General features: G+C 67.4%; 21 protein-coding genes. 9 read left to right on the top strand and 12 right to left on the bottom strand.

The genetic code is table 11. From position 1 onward, the window contains the following. Nucleotides 1-158 precede the first annotated feature (158 nt). A complete protein-coding gene (locus RWO33_RS12465; RefSeq protein WP_314105134.1) occupies nucleotides 159-935 on the top strand; it encodes an NAD kinase in 777 nt (258 codons plus the stop codon). A gap of 16 nt (nucleotides 936-951) precedes the next feature. Then, a complete protein-coding gene (locus RWO33_RS12460; protein ID WP_145481645.1) occupies nucleotides 952-1896 on the top strand; it encodes a 5'-nucleotidase in 945 nt (314 codons plus the stop codon). Nucleotides 1897-2151: 255 nt separating this feature from the next. Here the strand turns inward: RWO33_RS12460 and RWO33_RS12455 are convergent, their stop codons facing one another. From RWO33_RS12455 to asnS, 11 genes are all read right to left on the bottom strand, one after another. Continuing rightward, nucleotides 2152-2691: a DUF2939 domain-containing protein gene (locus RWO33_RS12455; RefSeq protein WP_314105130.1), complete on the bottom strand. Its 540-nt coding sequence runs from the start codon at nucleotides 2689-2691 to the stop codon at nucleotides 2152-2154. Between the two features lie 124 nt (nucleotides 2692-2815). Further along, complete coding sequence (locus tag RWO33_RS12450; protein WP_314105128.1) at nucleotides 2816-3502, bottom strand: DUF2461 domain-containing protein; 687 nt, start codon at nucleotides 3500-3502, stop codon at nucleotides 2816-2818. After that, complete coding sequence (gene sbcB, locus RWO33_RS12445; protein WP_314105127.1) at nucleotides 3499-4938, bottom strand: exodeoxyribonuclease I; 1440 nt, start codon at nucleotides 4936-4938, stop codon at nucleotides 3499-3501. Before sbcB ends, RWO33_RS12450 begins: the two co-directional genes overlap by 4 nt. Continuing rightward, nucleotides 4938-6302: an NAD(P)/FAD-dependent oxidoreductase gene (locus RWO33_RS12440; RefSeq protein WP_314105136.1), complete on the bottom strand. Its 1365-nt coding sequence runs from the start codon at nucleotides 6300-6302 to the stop codon at nucleotides 4938-4940. The genes sbcB and RWO33_RS12440 overlap by 1 nt, the downstream gene beginning before the upstream one ends. A 31-nt stretch (nucleotides 6303-6333) precedes the next feature. After that, complete coding sequence (gene kynU / locus RWO33_RS12435; RefSeq protein ID WP_145481650.1) at nucleotides 6334-7611, bottom strand: kynureninase; 1278 nt, start codon at nucleotides 7609-7611, stop codon at nucleotides 6334-6336. Between the two features lie 84 nt (nucleotides 7612-7695). Beyond that, nucleotides 7696-8208: a 3-hydroxyanthranilate 3,4-dioxygenase gene (locus tag RWO33_RS12430; protein ID WP_314105124.1), complete on the bottom strand. Its 513-nt coding sequence runs from the start codon at nucleotides 8206-8208 to the stop codon at nucleotides 7696-7698. A 38-nt stretch (nucleotides 8209-8246) separates the two neighbouring features. Next, nucleotides 8247-8909 carry a carbonate dehydratase gene (can, locus tag RWO33_RS12425; protein WP_145481652.1) on the bottom strand — a complete coding sequence of 221 codons (663 nt, stop codon included), beginning with the start codon at nucleotides 8907-8909 and terminating at the stop codon, nucleotides 8247-8249. A 75-nt stretch (nucleotides 8910-8984) separates the two neighbouring features. After that, a complete protein-coding gene (locus RWO33_RS12420) occupies nucleotides 8985-9623 on the bottom strand; it encodes an FMN-binding negative transcriptional regulator (protein WP_314105122.1) in 639 nt (212 codons plus the stop codon). 7 nt (nucleotides 9624-9630) lie between these two features. Next, entirely contained in the window at nucleotides 9631-9945 is a 315-nt protein-coding gene (locus tag RWO33_RS12415; RefSeq protein ID WP_314105119.1) for a hypothetical protein, read from the bottom strand. Further along, on the bottom strand, nucleotides 9942-10247 hold the full coding sequence (locus tag RWO33_RS12410) for a hypothetical protein (protein WP_145481655.1): 306 nt from the start codon (nucleotides 10245-10247) through the stop codon (nucleotides 9942-9944). The genes RWO33_RS12415 and RWO33_RS12410 overlap by 4 nt, the downstream gene beginning before the upstream one ends. 22 nt (nucleotides 10248-10269) lie before the next feature. Then, nucleotides 10270-11664 (bottom strand): asparagine--tRNA ligase, encoded by a 1395-nt coding sequence (asnS, locus tag RWO33_RS12405; protein WP_314105117.1) that lies wholly within the window; start codon nucleotides 11662-11664, stop codon nucleotides 10270-10272. Between the two features lie 128 nt (nucleotides 11665-11792). Here asnS and RWO33_RS12400 point away from each other — a divergent pair, with 128 nt between their 5' ends. From RWO33_RS12400 to zipA, 7 genes are all read left to right on the top strand, one after another. Further along, entirely contained in the window at nucleotides 11793-12131 is a 339-nt protein-coding gene (locus tag RWO33_RS12400; protein ID WP_145481657.1) for an iron-sulfur cluster assembly accessory protein, read from the top strand. 156 nt (nucleotides 12132-12287) lie between these two features. After that, the gene (gene rpsF, locus RWO33_RS12395; protein ID WP_145481658.1) at nucleotides 12288-12725 is read left to right on the top strand and encodes a 30S ribosomal protein S6; all 438 of its coding nucleotides are present in this window, start codon (nucleotides 12288-12290) and stop codon (nucleotides 12723-12725) included. An 11-nt stretch (nucleotides 12726-12736) separates the two neighbouring features. After that, complete coding sequence (gene rpsR / locus RWO33_RS12390; protein WP_002804494.1) at nucleotides 12737-12967, top strand: 30S ribosomal protein S18; 231 nt, start codon at nucleotides 12737-12739, stop codon at nucleotides 12965-12967. Nucleotides 12968-13118: 151 nt separating this feature from the next. After that, complete coding sequence (gene rplI / locus RWO33_RS12385; protein ID WP_145481659.1) at nucleotides 13119-13568, top strand: 50S ribosomal protein L9; 450 nt, start codon at nucleotides 13119-13121, stop codon at nucleotides 13566-13568. Nucleotides 13569-13723: 155 nt separating this feature from the next. Next, nucleotides 13724-13873, top strand: a complete 150-nt coding sequence (locus tag RWO33_RS12380) for a hypothetical protein (protein ID WP_314105085.1) — start codon at nucleotides 13724-13726, stop codon at nucleotides 13871-13873. Between the two features lie 491 nt (nucleotides 13874-14364). Then, complete coding sequence (gene smc / locus RWO33_RS12375; RefSeq protein ID WP_314105084.1) at nucleotides 14365-17868, top strand: chromosome segregation protein SMC; 3504 nt, start codon at nucleotides 14365-14367, stop codon at nucleotides 17866-17868. Nucleotides 17869-17911: 43 nt separating this feature from the next. Next, nucleotides 17912-18634, top strand: a complete 723-nt coding sequence (gene zipA / locus RWO33_RS12370) for a cell division protein ZipA (protein WP_314105083.1) — start codon at nucleotides 17912-17914, stop codon at nucleotides 18632-18634. 94 nt (nucleotides 18635-18728) lie between these two features. Here the strand turns inward: zipA and RWO33_RS12365 are convergent. Further along, nucleotides 18729-19032 (bottom strand): aminotransferase class I/II-fold pyridoxal phosphate-dependent enzyme (locus tag RWO33_RS12365; protein WP_314105082.1); only part of this gene is annotated, 304 nt, incomplete at its 5' end.

Below are 19032 nucleotides of genomic sequence, written 5' to 3'. Positions count from 1 at the left end.
GCAGGCCGACGCCGGGGGACATTTGCATAGGGGCCTGCCGGCCGCGGCGGGGCCCTCGACGCTCGCGGCGGCGGCCAACGAAGAGGTGTGCTGTCCCGCCATGCGTCTGCGTGCCGCGACCGGGTATGCTTCCTGTACACACGAGCCGCAGAAACCCCATGAGCGATACCCCTCGCATCGCCTTCCTGGCCAGCAACACCGAAGCGGCGCAGCTTGCCCGTGCGGCGATGGTGGCGCGCTACGGCGACCATGCGCCGGAACAGGCCGATGTGCTGTGCCCGCTCGGCGGCGATGGTTTCATGCTGCAGACCCTGCACCGCCACGGCGCGCTGGGGCGGCCGGTATTCGGCATGAAACTGGGCACGGTGGGTTTCCTGATGAACCAGTACCGCGAGGACGACGGCGACCTGCCGGCGCGCCTGGCGGTGGCCGAACCCGCCAACCTGCGCCCGCTGGAAATGCTGGCGCTGACCGAATCCGGCACCACCTCCGGCTCGCTGGCCTACAACGACGTCTCCCTGCTGCGCCAGACCCGACAGGCCGCGCACATCGGCGTCGACCTCAATGGACAGGAACGCGTGGCCGAGCTGATCGGCGACGGCGTGCTGGTGGCGACCCCCGCCGGCAGCACCGCGTACAACTACTCCGCGCATGGCCCGATCCTGCCGCTGGGATCGCACACCATCGCCCTGACCCCGCTGGCCCCGTACCGGCCACGGCGCTGGCGCGGCGCCATCCTCAAGGCCGACACCGAGGTGCGGTTCCGTGTGCTCGACCCCTACAAACGCCCGGTCAGCGTGACCGCCGATTCGCATGAGACCCGCGACGTGGTCGAAGTGACCATCCGCGAATCGCGCGAGCGCCGGGTGACCCTGCTGTTCGATCCGGAACACAACCTGGAAGACCGGATCCTCAGCGAACAGTTCATGTTTTGAAGGACCTTTGACCGCCATGGGCGACAACACCCCCCGCTTGCTGACCGTTGCCGTGACCTCGCGCGCGCTGTTCGACCTTGAAGAGGGCCACGCGCTGTTCGAGGCCGAAGGCGTGGATGCCTACGCCGAGTACCAGCGCAAGCACGAAGATGACGTGCTGCGTCCCGGTGTCGCCTTCCCGGTGGTGCGCAAGCTGCTTGCGCTGAACCAGGGCCAGTCGCCGGAATCGCCACGGGTGGAAGTGATCCTGCTCTCGCGAAATTCGGCCGATACCGGGCTGCGCATCTTCAACTCCATCCAGCATTACGACCTGGGCATCATCCGCGCCACCTTTACCGCCGGCGAGCCGACCTGGCCGTATGTGAAGCCGTTCGGCACCGACCTGTTCCTGTCGGCCAACCCGGAGTCGGTGCGGCGTGCGCTGCGCCATGGCATCGCCGCCGCCACCATCCTGCCCAAGCCGCCGGGGGAAACCCTGGCCGCGGCCGAACCGGTCGACATGAGCCAGCCGCTGGGCCAGCTGCGCATCGCCTTCGATGGCGACGCGGTGATCTTCGGCGACGAAAGCGAGCGCATCTCGCGCGAACAGGGTGTGGAAGCGTTTGGCCGCCACGAGCGCGAGAACGCGCGCGAACCGCTCAGTGGCGGCCCGTTCCGCAACTTCCTGTCGGCGCTGCACACGCTGCAGGCCGTGTTTCCCTCGGGCGAGGATGCACCGATCCGCACCGCGCTGGTCACCGCGCGCTCGGCGCCGGCGCACGAGCGGGTGATCCGTACCCTGCGCGAGTGGGGCGTGCGCCTGGACGAGGCGCTGTTCCTGGGCGGCCGGCACAAGGGCCCGTTCCTGGAAGCGTTCGGCGCGGACATCTTCTTCGACGATTCGCAGCACAACATCGACAGCGCCCGGCAGCACCTCAGCGTGGCGGCAGGTCACGTGCCGCATGGCGTGGCCAATGATTGACGAGGGTCACGACCAACGGTCGTGACCTACCGGGGATGGCACGGTTGTACGGATGGCCGATGGACGGATGGGCCGATGCGTGGATGGGCCCATGCGGGGACGGCCCTACGCGGGGACGGCCCGATGCGCGGATGTGGCGATGGGCAGATGGGCCCGATGCGGGGATGGGCGGATCGGCCCGATGCGCGGATTGGACGACGGATGCACGGGTGGATGCCCGGTCGGGTAGGTCACGACCGTTGGTCGTGACCCTCGTCAATCCAACGGGAGCTCGATGTTCACCAGCTTCCACCGCAATCCCTGCCGCTGCAGCACGAACACCACCGGCGCCCCCTGCGGCGTGTGCGTGGTCGCGGTGAATCGTGACGTCGACTCGAACCGGTGCGTCGCCCCTTCCAGCGGCTTCGCCGCGCGGGGCGCCGCATAGGTGTCGCTGCGTTCCAGGTCGTTGCTGGCCCGCTTCCACAGCGTGTGGCCTTCCAGCAAAGCACCGATCCCCATCGGGGTGACCATCGCGTCCACCGCCGTGCCGCTCAGCGTCTGCCCGGCGGTGAGCAGCAGCGCCCCGACCAGGTTCGACTGCACGTCCGGACCGGCCCGGCGCACCACGTAATCGTCCAGCTGCGCGCGCAGGTTGGCGCGCAGCATCGGGAAGTCCACATACCGGTCCAGCGTCGAGGTATCCCGCTGTTCCACCGCCGTGGCCAGCCCACGCAGGGTCAGGTAGGGCCCACTGACCACCCAGCCGGCCAGCAGCACCACCACCAGTCCCAGTAACAGAAGCAGCTTTTTCATGGCGCCAGCTTGCCGCAGCCCACGTCAACGCAGGGTAGACCGACGCACGCAGCACGGTAGCGCCGGGCGTTTGGCGGCCCAGGCGATCCCGCCCGCCGGCCAACGGCCGGCACTACCGTGCGCATCAGAACTCAAGATCCAGCGCCGCACACAGGTAATCCACGAACGGCCCCAGCGTCACCAGGTCCTTGGCCACCGTCTGCCGCAGCTTCGGCCCGGTCATGGTGGCGTCGTCCAGCGAGCGCCAGAACACCCAGTTGCGGTGCTTCAGGTCGTCGATGAACTCGAAGTCCGGCTCGAAGCCACGCGGCGCGCGTACCAGCTTCTCGCTTTCCTCGAAATCGAACTTCTTCCGCAGCGTCGGCGCGTGCGCGGCCGCCTTCCAGGCCCCCGGATTGTCCACGATGAAGTGGCGGACCTTACGTTGGGTGGCCGGTTCGGGGTGCCACAGCCCAGCGCCGACGAAGCTTTCGCCCGGCTGCAGGTGGATGTAGAACGACGGCGCCGGCACCTGCTTGCGCCGCTCATGGAACAACCGGGCGCCCTGCCAGGTCTTGTACGGCGACTTGTCATGGGAAAACCGCGCGTCGCGGTAGATCCGGAACAGCGAGCCGCCTACCCCGCGCGGGTCGGCGCGGAAGTGTTCGCTGACCGCCGCCAGGTCCGGCTGAAGGTCGCTGATCAGGCGCAGGAACGGCTGGCGCACGTGCTCCTCGTACTTCGCCTTGTGTTCGTTGAACCAGGTCTTGTCGTTGTGGCGCGCCAGGCCACGCAGGAAGGTGAAGCTGGCGGGGGTGAAATAGCTACTCACAGGCTGTGCTCCAGTTCGTTGCCCCAGTCGCGCAGGTGCTGCAACAGGGCCAGCTTGGTGGGATCGGCGGCGTGTTCCACCGCCAGCGCGTCCAGTTCGGTGCGGAACCCGGCCAGGGTCTGTTCGCCCAGCCCGGCATCGCCAAGCAGGCGCTGGCGGCGATAGTCGTTCCAGCGCCCGCGCTCGGCCGCATCCAGCGTCTGGGCATGGTTGCGGGCGCGATAGCGGAACAGCAGTTCGGGCATGCGCGGGTCCTTCAGGCGTTCGGCGTAGCCGGCCAGCTCGGCCGGCGGCGCGGTGCGCAGCCGGCTCATCAGGGCCTTGTCGCCGTCGGCCAGGAAGCCGTCATACAGCGAGGCATCGACGTCGCTCGGCGTGGCAACGCGCTCACCGGCGTAGACCTGCCGAACCTTTTCCACCAGCGCCGGCCCCGCCGCGCGCACGCGCGCCGCGTTGGCTTCCACGCTGGCCACGTCGATCCCGAGCCGGGCGTGGTCGGCCGGACGCAGGTGGTTCCAGGCCACGAGCGCGGGCACCTTGTTCAGGTGCACTTCCTTCAGTGGCACGCGTCGTTCGCCCTCGGCCAGGTCGGCGGCGCGGGTGTACAGGCGCGCGGCCAGCGTTTCCGCCGGCAGCGCCAGCAGCCCGTCGATGTCGCCTTCCAGGTCGAGCGCGATCACCCGGTTGCTGATGTAGGGGTGGCGCGCGATCGGCAACACCGGCGCGGCGCACATCCGCTGCGCTGGATAGCGCATCGAGATATGCAGCACAGGCTGCAATGCGTCCACGTCGAGCAGGCTGCCGACGAAGCGCTTGTCACGCAGCTTCAGCGCGTAATCCCACAAGCGCGGCTGGGCCTGTTTGAACAGGCGTGCCATGCCGATGGTGGCGTGCACGTCCGACAGCGCTTCGTGCGCATCGCCCACGCGCACATGGTTGGCCAGCGCCAGGTGTTCGAGCTTGAACGAGGTGGCGCCGTCTTCGCGCTGCGGCCAGGCGATGCCCTCCGGGCGCAGCGCATGTACCAGGCGCAGCATGTCCAGCAGGTCCCAGCGCGAATTGCCGTTGCGCCACTCGCGCTCGTACGGATCGAAGAAGTTGCGGAACAGGCCGTGGCGGACGAACTCGTCGTCGAAGCGCAGCGTGTTGTAGCCCAGCGTGCAGGTGCCGGGCCGGGCCATGAGGTCGTTGATCCGCGCGAATGCCTCGGCTTCGCCCACGCCTTCGGCCAGCGCATGCTGCGGCGTGATGCCGGTGATCAGCGTGGCGATCGGCGAGGGCAGCAGGTCGTCGGCCGGCTTGACGTAGAAGCTGACCGGCTCGTCGATCATGTTCAGGTCGGCATCGGTGCGGATCGCGGCGAACTGCGCGATGCGGGTGCGGCGCGGGTCCTGGCCGAAGGTCTCCAGGTCGTAGAACAGGAAGCTGTCGGCCATCAGTGGGCGCCCTCCAGCACGCTGAGCTGGTCATGCACCACGCGCTCGAGCGCGGCCCAGTCGATGTGCTCCAGGCTGTCGTGGCCGGCCGTGGCCGCTTCGAGGATACGCCGCTGCAGCTCGGTTCGTTCCAGCGCCACCGCGTACGGCGTGTGCAGGAAGGTGACCATGGTGTAGTGCGGGACGAAGCGGGTCGGCCAGCGGGCCTGCAGCTGCTGTTCGAGCTCGCGCTGAAGCAGGAACGCGGGGTCGGCGACGCGGTCGCGCATTTCCAGGTAGTTCTCCAGCGCCATCTGCTGGATCGCTTCGGCGTTGGGCTTGCGCTCGGCTTCGAACGCGGCGAACGCGGCGGCCAGCGAGTCCTGTTCCTGCAGCTGCCGCGCCAGGGCCACGCAGTCTTCGAACGCGCAGTTCATGCCCTGGCCGTGGAACGGCACCATCGCGTGCGCGGCGTCGCCGAGCAGTACCGCGCGCCCCTGCAGGTGCCACTGGCGCAGGTGCAGCGTGCCGAGCAGGCCGGGCGGATGCTCTTCCCAGTCGCGGCGCAGGTTGGGGATCAGCGCCAGCGCATCGGGGAAATCGCGCGCGAACAGGGCCTCGGCCTCGGCACCGCTGGTGGTCGTGGCGAAGCTGGGGTTGCCTTCGTTGGGCAGGAACAGGGTGACGGTGAAGGTGCCCTCGTCATTGGGCAGCGCGATGCACATGTAGTTGCCACGCGGCCAGATGTGCAGCGCATTGGCTTCGATGCGGAAGCCGCCGTCGTCGGTGGGCGGGATCTCCAGTTCCTTGTAGGAATGGTCGAGGAACTCGGTGCGCTCATCCAGCGGGTACTTGCGGTTCATCGCCGCGCGCAGCGCCGAGCCGGCACCGTCGGCGCCGATCAGCGAATCGAAGCGGATGTCGTGCGGGTGGTCGTTGCGGTCGTCGATGAAGCGCGCGTATCCGGCATCGAAATCCACGGTGTGCAGGCGGCGGTGGAAGTGCACCTGCGCCCCGGCGTCTTCGGCCAGCTGCAGCAGGGTGGTGTTGAGGTCCTTGCGGTGGATCGACCAGATCACTTCGCTGTCGTCGCGGCCATAGCGCTGCAGCTGCGGTTCGCTCTGGCGCGGATGCACCATGCGCCCGCGCATCATCACCGCCTTGGCCATCACCGCGTCTTCGACCCCGGCCTGGCGCAGCGCGTTGCGCCCGCGTTCGGCCAGGGCCAGGTTGATCGAGCGGCCGGACTCGTAATCGCTGATCCGCGGGTCGCCGCGGCGTTCGTACAGGGTGATCCGCCAGCCCTGGCGGGACAGCAGGATGGCCAGCAGGGAGCCGGCCAGTCCAGCGCCGATGATGCTCAGGGAGCGGTGTGCAGGTGCGATCAAGTCAGGGTCCACGCAGGGAAGGGCGGGCTTACAGGCCTGCCCAGGATTCCACTTCTTCGACGAAGTGGTGCAGGTCAAGGTAACGGTTGTACAGCGGCGTGGGCGAAATCCGGATCACGTCCGGTTCGCGCCAGTCGCCCAGCACGCCCACGCTCTGCAGGTATTCGAACAGGTTGCGGCCACGTTCGCGACCGCCGACCACGCGCAGCGACAGCTGGCAGCCACGCCGCTCGGGTTCGGCCGGGGTCAGGACCTCGAGCACCCCGGCCAGGCGGGCGCGGACCAGCGCGTCGAGCAGGCCGGTGAGCTGCAACGACTTGGCGCGCAGCGCCTGGATGCCGCCGGCCTGGTCGACCACGTCCAGCGCGGCGCGCAGGGGAGCCAGGCCCAGGACCGGCGGGTTGCTCAGCTGCCAGCCTTCGGCGCCGACCGCGGGCACGAACTGCGGTGCCATCTTGAAGCGGGTGGCTTCCTCATGGCCCCACCAGCCGGCAAAGCGCGGCAGGGTGCTGTCGCGGTGGTGGCGCTCGTGCACGAAGCAGCCGGCCACGGCACCGGGACCGCTGTTGAGGTACTTGTAGTGGCACCAGACCGCGAAATCGGGGGCGATGTCGTGCAGCTGCAGCGGCACGTTGCCGACCGAGTGGGCCAGGTCGAAGCCGACCCGGGCGCCCTGCAGGCGCGCCATGCGGGTGATCGCGTCCAGGTCGAACACCTGGCCGCTGCGGTACTGCACGCCGGGCCACAGCACCAGCGCCAGGCGCGGGCCGTGCTCGGTGATGGCGCGTTCGATCGCGGCCAGCGAGATCGTGCCGTTTGGTTCATCCGGCTGCACTTCCACCAGGTCGGTGGCCGGGTCGAAGCCATGGAAGCGGATCTGTGATTCCACCGCGTGGCGGTCGGTCGGGAAGGCACCGGCCTCCATCAGGATCACCGGGCGCTCCGCGCTGGGCCGATAGAAGCTGACCATCATCAGGTGCAGGTTCACGCTCAGCGTGTTCATGGCGACCACTTCGCTGGGCAGGGCGCCCACGACCCGCGCCAGCTGCGCGTTGACCAGGCGGTGGTAGCCCAGCCACTGGGTCTCGCCGGTGAAATGGCCCTCGACCGCCAGCGCGCCCCACTTGTCCATCACTTCCTGCACCGCGGCCTTGGCCCGGCGCGGCTGCAGGCCCAGCGAGTTGCCGACGAAGTAGGTCTGGTCGCGGTGGTCATGCTGGGGGAACACGAACTCGGCCCGCAGGGCGCGCAGCGGGTCGGCGGCGTCCAGGGCAGTGGCATGGGTGCGGCTGAGGAGCTCGGACATTGGGCGATTGAGGTTGTCTGTGAAAAGACAGTTTATCGATCTGCCCCGCCTATGGGATGAACCCGACACGCGGGTCCATCGCGCTCAGCTGCCCGGCAACGGATCCACATGTCCGCACGCGTCGCAGGTGCGCAGCTCGATCGAGGCCTCGTATTCCTTGAACACCTTCGGCAGGTCGGTTTCGATGTTTTCCAGCGTGAAGTACTTCTCGTACAGCGTGTGGTTGCAGCGTTCGCAGAACCACATCACCCCGTCCTTCTCGTGCGCCTGGCGCTTGCGCTCGACCACCAGGCCGATGCCGCCGGGCGGGCGGCGCGGCGAGTGCGGGACCTTGCCCGGCAGCAGGAAGATCTCGCCGGCGCGGATCGGGATGTCACGCACCGCGCCGTCTTCCTGCACCTTCAGGGTCATTTCCCCTTCGAGCTGGTAGAACCACTCCGGCCCCTCGTCGTAATGGAAGTCGGTACGGCTGTTCGGGCCGCCAACCACCATGATGATGAAGTCGCCGTTTTCGATCATCTTGTTGCCCACCGGTGGCTTGAGCAGATGGCGGTTTTCTTCGATCCAGCCGAGCAGGTTGATGGGCGAGGGCAGCATGGGGATTCCCGGGGAAAGGGGGCGCTGGGCGCGCGCGGTCAGTCGCGGCGGCCGCGGCGCGGCACGTGCGCCAGCGCTTTTTCGTAGGCCGGGCCAAGGTCTTCGGGCGCACCGACGTCGATGCCCATTTCGCGCACGCGGCCGTCCTTCAGGCTGTAGACCCAGCCATGCACCATCAGTTTCTGCCCACGCGCCCAGGCGTCCTGCACGATCGTGGAGCGGCAGGCGTTGACCACCTGTTCGATCACGTTGAGCTCGCACAGGCGCGCATGCTTCAGTTCCGGTTCTTCGATCGCGTCCATGATGGCGGCATGCTTCTGCGCCACATCGCCCACATGGCGCAGCCAGTTGTCGGCCAGGCCCACGCGGGTATTGTTGAGGCTGGCATGCACGCCGCCGCAGCCGTAATGGCCGACGATCAGGATGTGCTTCACCTTCAGCTGGTCCACCGCGTACTGGATCACGCTCAGGCAGTTCAGGTCGGTGTGCACCACCACGTTGGCGACGTTGCGGTGCACGAACACTTCGCCCGGGGCCATGCCGATGATCTGGTTGGCGGGCACGCGCGAATCGGAGCAGCCGATCCACAGGTATTCGGGGTGCTGCTGCTTGGCGAGCTGGTGGAAGAAGTCGGGGTCTTCCTTTTCGATCCGGTCGGCCCAGTCGCGGTTGTTCTGCAGCAGCTTGTGGATGTCTTTCATCGTTGCGGTGTCCCTGACGTGAGGTGGGGGCAAGGCGCAGCCGGCAGGGCCGCGTCGTCGCGGGAAACGGGTAGGTCAGCCGCCGGGCGCGGGCGGCTGGCGGACCTGGCGCATCCACTGCGCCAGGTCGTGGGAAGCGGGTGCGCCGGAGGTTTCCAGCGCGTCGATCACCGACACCTGGTTGGCGTCGGGATGGTTCTGGCTCAGTTTGAGCTTGATCTGCACCTGGCGGGGGCGGAAGCGGAAGCCGATGATGCCGCCCAGCAGTCGGGTCTGGCGCGCATCGTCGCGGTCCAGCCGCCAGTCGCCGCCGACCCCGGCTTCGTTGACCGCGCTGAGCGCGTCCAGCATGTCCATCAGCGCGGCGCGTTCGGTGACCGGTTCCAGCTCGCCGCGCAGTTCGGCGGCGGCGTAGTTCCAGGTTGGCACGCGGCCGGCGCTGTCCTTGTCCGGGTACCAGCCCGGCGACACGTAGGCGTGCGGGCCGTGCACCAGCATCAGCGCCGGTCCGGCATGGCCGGCCTGCGGGTTGGGCCGGGCCCAGTGGCCTTCGATCACGATGGCCTCGCCGTCACGCCGGTACACCACCGGCAGCAGGGTCACCTGCGGCAGGCCGTCGGCGCCAGTGGTGGCCAGGGTGACGAAGGCATCGCGTGCCATCAGCCGGTCGAGCCAGTCCAGGTCAGTGGTCGCGAAGTCCGAAGGGGTGAACATCGTCGACTCAGGCGCGCCGGCCCAGCGACTGCACCATGCGGCCCTTGAGGGCATCGTCGTCGGCGGCCTGCGGCGGCTGCAGTTCGTGCAGCGAGAAGCCGCGCAGCAGTGCATCTTCTTCGTCCAGTCCGTCGAACTCGACGAATTCGGCGTCGAACAGCTGCGAACGCGCGGTGTCTTCGCTGTCGTAGCTCAGGGTGTTGCCATCGCTGTCCAGCACCTCGGCGGTGCCGGCCGGGCGCAGGCGCAGGCGGGCCCAGATCAGGGTATTGCCCAGGCTGGCCAGCCACCAGGAGTCGCGTACGGCGGAAATATCGTTCATGTCATTACCATCGAGAGCAGCCAGAGCAGGGCAGCCATGCCCAGTCCGGCCAGCAGGGTGAGCAGCGACAGCCAGGCCGGCGTGGCCAGCCCCGACAGCGAGCGGTCGGGGGTGCCGCGGTAATCCCGGCCCAGCAGCCAGCGCAGCGCGTCCGGGCGCAGGAAGGCGCCAGGGCCGAAACGGTCGGCCAGCGCAGGGTGGCGGTCGCGGATATGCACCAGCGTCAGCGGCCAGAAGATCACGAAGGCACTGAACCCGGCGATCGCCACGCCAACGAAGCAGAGCGCGAGGAACAGGGTCATGGGCGTGCCTCCGTGGTAAGGGTCAGAACTCGGCGCTGCCCGGTGCGCGCGGGTAGGGGATGGCGTCGCGGATGTTGCCCAGCCCGCACACGTACACCACCAGGCGCTCGAAGCCGAGGCCGAAACCGGCGTGCGGCACCGAGCCGTAGCGACGGAAATCGCGATACCAGCCGTAGTGCTCGCGGTCCAGGCCGAACTGCGCCATGCGCGCGTCGAGCACGTCCAGGCGCTCTTCGCGCTGGCTGCCGCCGATGATCTCGCCGATGCCCGGGGCCAGCACGTCCATCGCGGCAACGGTCTTGCCGTCGTCGTTCAGGCGCATGTAGAACGCCTTGATGTGCTCGGGGTAGTTGGTCACCACCACCGGGCGGCCGATGTGTTCTTCGGTCAGCCAGCGCTCGTGTTCGGTCTGCAGGTCCAGGCCCCATTCGACCGGGAAGTCGAACTTCTTTCCGGAGTTCTGCAGCAGCTTCACCGCCTCGGTGTAGTCGATCTGCTCGAACGGCGAGTTGATGAACGCTTCCAGCTTGGCGATCGCGTTCTTGTCCACGCGCTCGGCCAGGAAGGCCAGGTCGTCGCCGCGCTCGTCGAGCACCGCGCGGAACAGGTACTTCAGGAACTGCTCGGCCAGGCGCGCGTCTTCGGCCAGGTCGGCGAAGGCGATTTCCGGCTCGATCATCCAGAATTCGGCCAGGTGGCGGGTGGTGTTGGAGTTTTCGGCGCGGAAGGTCGGGCCGAAGGTGTACACCTTGCTCAGCGCGAGGCAGTAGGCCTCGACATTGAGCTGGCCGGACACGGTCAGGAAGGTTTCCTTGCCGAAGAAGTCGCGGCTGAAGTCGACGTTGCCCTGGCCGTCGCGCGGCAGGTTGACCATGTCCAGGGTGGAGACCCGGAACATCTGGCCGGCACCTTCGGCGTCGGAGGTGGTGATGATCGGGGTGCTGATCCAGTTGAAGCCGTTGTGGTGGAAGAACCGGTGCACGGCCTGGGCCAGGCAGTTGCGGATGCGGGTGACCGCGCCGAACAGGTTGGTGCGTGGGCGCAGGTGGGCCACTTCGCGCAGGAATTCGGCGCTCATCGGCTTGGGCTGGATCGGGTAGGTCAGCGGGTCTTCGACCAGGCCGACGATTTCGATGTCGCTGGCCTGGATCTCGAACGACTGGCCCTTGCCCTGGGATTTGACCAGGGTGCCGCGGGCGATCACCGAACAGCCGGGGGTCAGGGCCTTCACGTCGTCGAAGTTGCCCAGGGTGTCATTGGCCACCACCTGGATGGGGGCGAAGCAGGAGCCGTCGGTGACATTGACGAAGGCAAGTGCCGCAGACCCGCGCACCGTACGCACCCAGCCCCGTACTGTTGCCTCGCCGCCTTCCGGGATCTTCCCGGCAAGCGCATGTTCAACGCTGACCACCGTCATGACTTGAATCCTCTGTTGATCGACTCGATCTCTGAACGAGGAGTTTAACGGTTGCAGCGTTCTGCTTGCGAGGCATTTCTGACTGCGCCGTGGACCTATAATGTGCCGATCCGCTGGAGTTGCCCGTCATGGCTGTCACCCTTACCCCTGTTGCTTTTGAACGCGTGAAGAAGTTCGTCGTCCAGTCCCCGGACGCGCTCGGGCTGCGTTTCGGCGTGACCCGGACCGGCTGTTCGGGCTGGGGCCACGTGACCGACCTGGCCCGCGAGCAGCGGGAGGGCGATACGGTGTTCGAGCAGGACGGGGTGCGCATCTACGTGGACGCCGACAGCCTGGCGCTGGTCGACGGGACCGAGATCGACTTCGGCAAGCAGGGGCTGAGCGAGACCTTCACGTTCAGGAACCCGAATGCCACTGCCGAGTGCGGCTGCGGCGAGAGCTTCACCACCGAAGCCGACAAGGCCTGATCGGGGCCGTCCAGGCGGGGCAGCTTGCCCCGCAGGCCCTCTGCTGCGATAATGCGCGGCTTCCTGCCCGATTCCCGGCAGGAACCCTTGCTCCACCGCGTTCACCTGCGGGGGGCTGTCCGGCCCGGAAGGGCCACATCCGAAAGGTATACACACATGAGTCGTCATTACGAAGTCGTGTTCATGGTCCACCCGGACCAGAGCGAGCAGGTCCCGGCCATGATCGAGCGCTACAAGTCGCTGGTCGAAACCGGTAACGGCACCATCCACCGCCTGGAAGACTGGGGCCGCCGCCAGCTGGCGTACCCGATCCAGAACCTGGTGAAGGCGCATTACGTGCTGATGAACATCGAAGTGGATCAGGCGGTTCTGGCCGAACTGACCGAAAGCTTCAAGTTCAACGATGCGGTGCTGCGCAACCTGGTCCTGCTCCGCGACGAGGCTGACACCGAGCAGTCGCTGATCATGAAGAGCAAGGACGAGAAGGGCGACAAGCCCGAGCGTGGCGAGCGTCGTCGTCGTGACGACGAAGAAGGCGAAGCCGCCAACACCGCTGACAACGAAGCCGGCGACGACGCCGCTTCTGCCGCCTAAGGAGCACGCACATGTCCAAGTTCTTCCGTCGCCGCAAGTTCTGCAAGTTCACGGCCGAAGGTGTGAAGGAGATCGACTACAAGGATCTCAACACCCTGCGCCAGTACCTCACCGAGAACGGCAAGATCGTGCCGAGCCGCGTGACCGGTACCAAGTCGAAGTACCAGCGCCAGCTGGCAACGGCCGTCAAGCGCGCCCGTTTCCTGGCCCTGATTCCGTACACCGACAACCACGACGTCTGATGAAGGCGGGCGACCCCGGTCGCCGCTTTCGTAGTCCACACCGCCCGCGCCGCATGGCAGCGGGCGGTGCCCGGTCTACCGTTCGGATATTCGGACAGCCATCCGCTGCGGGGTTCGCCTCGCTAACGAATACATATATTGGAGCAACACCATGAAGCTGATTCTTCTGCAGAAGGTCACCAACCTCGGCGGTCTGGGCGACCAGGTCGACGTGAAGCCGGGCTACGGCCGCAACTTCCTCGTCCCGACCGGCAAGGCCGTTCCGGCCACCGCCTCGAACGTTGCCGAATTCGAAGCCAAGCGCGCCGAATACGAAGCCAAGGCCCAGTCGATCCACGCTGACGCCGAAGCCCGCAAGGCTGCGCTGGAAGGCAAGAGCGTCACCGTCGCCGCCAACGCGTCGACCGAAGGCAAGCTGTACGGTTCGGTTGGCCCGCGCGACATCGCCGAAGCCTTCACCAAGGCCGGCCTGCCGCTGGAAAAGAGCGAAGTCATCCTGGGCGAAGGCGCCTTCCGCAACGTGGGCGAGTTCGAGGTGGTCATCCACCTGCACGCCGACGTCGAAACCACCGTCAAGGTGGTGGTGGAAGCCGAAGCCTGATCCCAGCCGCAAGGTTGTGATCGCTGAAACGGGTGCCCGCAAGGGCGCCCGTTTTTGTTTCCGGCTTTCGATGCCCCGGACCCCGTCTTCACCGTCCCCCCTGCATCACCGGTAGCGCCGACCGTTGGTCGGCCTTGGGAACGCGTCATCGGTCGTTGAAATCCAACGTCAACAGCAACAGCGAACAGCAACTGCAACTGCAACTGCAACTGCAACTGCAACTGCAACTGCAACTGCAACAGCCGGCGTCTCATTGCTACGTGCCGGGGCGGCCGGCGGGCAGCCCCCTCCGGGACACGCCGTGAATACGTCCATGTAGGCTTGTCAAAAACATCCATGTTTTTGACAGTCCCTACGGGGGCTACCCGCCGTCCGCCCCCATACAGGGTCGTGTGCGGTTGGGGAACGGCAGACACGCATGGCGTGTCCCTACGCGTCGGCCAAAGGCCGGCGTCCGCTTTTCCCGTGGCAACGACACACTTTCGAAGGGTTGGCGGGGGTGGGTTTGCGGGGGTGTGAGCCGCATGGATGCGGCGACCAAGCCTACATGGACGTATTTACGGCGTCCCCCGCGGGCCCACCCCCGCCAGCCCAAGCCAGAGAAACCCTGCAGCCAGCGGCTGTTCGCCCAGAACCAACAGCAGCCGGGCAGAGCCCGGCTCTACGCAGCCGGCGTTCCACAAGCGGCAACGGGGCTCTGCCGCAGTGTCGGAACCCACAACCCGAGGCAGACGCCCGTGGAACATCGGCACCGTTATACTCGGCCTATCGCGACTGTCCGGAAGCCCACCACGCCATGCGTCTGTCCACGATCAAGCTGTCCGGCTTCAAGTCGTTTGTTGATCCCACCACCCTGCACCTGCCCACCAACATGACCGGCGTGGTCGGGCCCAATGGCTGTGGCAAGTCCAACATCATCGATGCCGTGCGCTGGGTCATGGGCGAAAGCTCCGCCAGCCGCCTGCGTGGCGACTCGCTGACCGACGTCATCTTCTCCGGCTCGTCGGCGCGCAAGCCCGTGTCCCAGGCGACCGTCGAACTGATCTTCGACAACACCGACCACACCATCACCGGCGAATACGCCTCGTTCAACGAAATCTCGGTCAAGCGTACCGTCAGCCGCGATGGCAGCAGCAACTACTACCTCAACGGTACCAAGTGCCGTCGCCGCGACATCACCGACCTGTTCCTCGGCACCGGCCTCGGCCCGCGCAGCTACTCCATCATCGAACAGGGCATGATCAGCCAGATCATCGAAGCCCGCCCTGAAGACCTGCGCGTGTATTTGGAAGAGGCCGCCGGCATTTCCAAGTACAAGGAACGCCGCAAGGAAACCGAAACCCGCATCCGCCACACCCGCGAAAACCTCGACCGCCTCAACGACCTCCGCGAAGAGATCGGCAAGCAGCTCGAACACCTCAAGCGCCAGGCCCGCCAGGCCGAGCAGTACCAGGGCCTGCAGGAAGAGCGCCGGGTCAAGGACGCCGAATGGAAAGCGCTGGAGTTCCGCAACCTCGACAGCCGCCTCGGCGGCCTGCGTGAAGCCCTGTCCCAGGAAGAGACCCGCCTGCAGCAGCTGATCGCCGAACAGCGCGACGCCGAAGCCCGCATCGAAACCAGCCGCGTGCGCCGCGAAGAAGCCGCCGACGCCCTCAGCACCGCTCAGGCCGAGGTGTACCAGGTCGGCAGCACCCTGGCCCGGCTTGAGCAGCAGATCCAGCATCAGCGCGAAATGTCCCAGCGGCTGCACAAGGCCCGCGACGAAACCACCCAGGCCCTGGCCGAGCTCGGCCAGCACATCAGCGGCGACGAAGCCAAACTGATGGTCCTGCGCGAAGCCGTCGACCTGGCCGAACCGCAGCTGGAGCAGTTGCAGGAAGAAAACGAAATCAAGCAGGAAGCCCTGCGCGACGCCGAAGCCAAGCTGGCCGACTGGCAGGCGCGCTGGGAAGCGCATACCCGCAACACCTCCGAAGCCTCGCGCGCCGGCGAAGTCGAACGCACCCGCGTCGACTACCTCGATCGCCAGGTGCTCGAAGCCGATCGCCGCCGCGAAGCGCTCAGCGCCGAACGCGCCGGCCTGGACCTGGACGCGCTCGCCGAAGCCTTCGAAGAACTGCAGCTGCAGCACGAAACCCAGAAGGCCGCGCTGGACGGGCTGACCGAACAGGTCGAAGCGCGCAAGGAAGCCGTCGCCGGCCTGCAGGACCGCCAGCGCACCGGCCAGACCGAACTGGCCGACATCCGCAAGCAGGCCCAGGCCGCCCGCGGTCGCCTGTCCTCACTGGAAACCCTGCAGCAGGCCGCCTTGGGCCAGGAGCAGGGCGCCGCCGTAGCGTGGCTCAAGCAGCATGGCCTGGATTCCGGCGCCCGCGTCGGCGAACGTCTCAGCGTCGACAGCGGTTGGGAAAACGCCGTCGAAAGCGCCCTTGGCCAGCTCATCGAAGGCGTGCTGGTCGACGCCCCGGAAGACCTGGTCGGCGCCCTCGCCGAACTGGGCGACGGGCGCATCGCGCTTGTCTCGGCCGATACCAGCCCCCTGCAGGTCGCCCCGACCTCGCTGGCGGCCAAGGTACAGGGCCCCACCGCGATCCGCCGCCTGCTGGCCCGCCTGCATGCCGCCGATGACCTCGAACAGGCCCGCGCCCTGCAGGCCACCCTGGCCGACGGCGACTCGGTCATCACCCGCGGCGGCGAACGCCTTGGCGAAGGCTGGGTGCGCGTCTCGCGCTCCGGCGCGGCCAAGCAGGGCGCACTGCTGCGCGAGCGCGAAATCGTCAGCCTGCGCGAACAGATCGATACCCTGCAGGAACGCGAAGCCGAGCTGGAAAACCGCCTGGCCGGATTCCGTGACCAGTTGCTGGCCGGCGAACAGCAGCGCGAAGACGCCCAGCGCCAGCTCTACCTGGCCCACCGCAGCGTGTCCGAGCTCGGTGGCCAGCTGCAGAGCCAGCAGGGCAAGGTGGAGGCCGCACGAACCCGCATCGACCGCATCGAAGGCGAGCTCTCGCAGCTGCTGGAAAACCTCGACGCCAGCCGCGAACAGGTGCGCGAAGCACGCGGCCGCCTAGACGACGCCGTCAACAGCATGGGCGACCTGGAGTCGGTCAAGCAGGCGCTGGAAAGCGAACGCCGCCAGCTCGGCGATGCCCGCGACCGCGCCCGCGACGCCGCCCGCAACGTGCGCGACAGCGCCCACTCGCTCGCGCTCACGCTGGAGTCGCAGCGCACCCAGGTGGCCTCGCTGAGCCAGGCGCTGGAACGCATGAGCACCCAGCGCGGCCAGCTCGATTCGCGCTTGGGCGAACTGCATTCGCAGCTCGACGAAGGCGACTCGCCGGTGCATGCGCTGGAAGCCGAGCACCAGAACGCACTCGGCGAACGCGTCCGCGCCGACCGCGTGCTGGGCGAAGCGCGCACCCTGCTGGAAAGCATCGACGCCGAACTGCGCACGTTCGAACAGACCCGCCACCAGCGCGACGAACAGGCCCTGGCCCAGCGCGAGCGTATTTCGCAGCGCAAGCTGGACCAGCAGGCGCTGGTGCTAAGCGCCGACCAGCTCACCGCCGCCGTGGAAAAAGCCGGTTTCGTCCTGCAGGACGTGATCAACACGCTGCCCGAAGAGGCCCGCATCACCGACTGGGAACAGGCCGTGCACCAGATCGACGGCCGCATGCGCCGTCTCGAACCGGTCAACCTGGCCGCGATCCAGGAATACGGCGAAGCTTCGCAGCGCTCGGAATACCTGGATGCGCAGAACACCGACCTGACCACCGCGCTGGAAACGCTGGAAGACGCCATCCGCAAGATCGATCGCGAAACCCGTGGCCGCTTCAAGGACACCTTCGACCGCGTCAACGCCGGCGTGCAGCAGCTGTATCCGCGCCTGTTCGGCGGCGGCCACGCCTACCTCGAACTGACTGGTGAAGACCTTCTCGACACGGGTGTGACCATCATGGCGCGCCCGCCTGGCAAGCGGGTGTCCAGCATCTCGCTGCTGTCCGGCGGCGAGAAGGCGATGACCGCGGTGGCGCTGGTGTTTGCGATCTTCCAGCTCAACCCGGCCCCGTTCTGCCTGCTGGACGAAGTGGACGCGCCATTGGATGAAGCCAACGTGGGCCGCTTGGCCAACATGGTCAAGGAAATGAGCGAGAAGGTGCAGTTCCTGTTCGTCAGCCACAACAAGGCGACGATGGAGGCAGCGCACCAGCTCTCGGGCGTGACCATGCGCGAACCGGGCGTCAGTCGCCTGGTCAGCGTGGACCTGGAAGAGGCGGCACGATTGGCGGGCGCGGCCTGACGTGCCATTCTTGCCTGAACGTATTTAGCTGGAGACCCCTAGAATGTCCGACATGGCAATGCTCCGCATCGGCATCCTGGCCGCCGGCCTGCTGCTGATTGCTGCGATCTTCCTGTTTGGTCGACCGCGGAAGAAGTCGCAGGGCCGTCGCGTGGAAGGCGGCGATGGCGCCGGCCAGCGGCGTGAGCCGCTGCTGGGCGAAACCGAGGCCGGCAGCGATGGTGCCGCCGGCGACGAAGGCGTGACCCAGCCCGAGCTCGGCCTGCCCGACGTCGACGCCCCGGCCAGCGACCTTGGCAAGCGCCCGGTCCAGGACTTCGACAAGATCGTGTCGTTGTTCGTGGCCGCCCGCGCGGGTGAAATGCTGCGCGGCGAAGACATCGTGGTGGCGGCGGAAAAGACCGGGCTGGTATTCGGGCACATGAACGTGTTCCACCGCCTGGTGGAAGGCCACCCCGAGCGCGGTCCGATCTTCTCCATGGCCAGCATCATGAAGCCCGGCAGTTTCGACATGGCCACCATCCGCGAGATGGAGACCCCGGCGATCGCCTTCTTCCTGACCCTGCCGGCGCCGCTGACCGCGCTGGATGCCTGGGAAAAGATGCTGCCCACCGTCGAGCGCATGGGCGAACTGCTCGGCGGTCTGGTCCTGGACGACAACCGCGCCACCCTGGGCCGCCAGCGCGTCGCCCACATCCGTGACGAGCTGCGCGCCTACGACCGCCAGCACCAGGCCCCGCCACTGACAAAAGCACCCCGCTGGTAACAGTGGCGGGGTAGGGTCGGTTCCCAAACGACTGCACGCGCAGGCCCCGCGCCGGGTCACGATGACGAACGGGCCACGCCGTGTCGGTACGGCGTTACCGGTCAGCGGCCACCACGTTCTCGAATGCGATTCGGAACGCTGCCATCTCCGCCTCGGTGCCTACGCTCACCCGCACGACCTGCGGCCAGATCGGCCAGCTGCGGCCGATCACCACCCCGCGTTCGGCCATCGCCTTGGTGAACGCGCTGCCGTCGCGCTGCACGTCGACCATGAAGCAGTTCGCTTCGCTGGGCAGGCAGCGGAAACCGCGCGCTTCCAGCCACGCCACCGTGGCCTGGCGCACCCGCGTGTTCTGCTCGCGCCGCTGCGCCACCAGGCCCGGCTCGCGCAGGCTGGCC

The sequence above is a fragment of the uncultured Stenotrophomonas sp. genome, assembly GCF_963519925.1.
GTDB lineage: Bacteria > Pseudomonadota > Gammaproteobacteria > Xanthomonadales > Xanthomonadaceae > Stenotrophomonas > Stenotrophomonas maltophilia_AE.
Note: the sequence above shows the minus strand (reverse complement) of the source record. Positions and strands in the feature narration are given on the sequence as shown.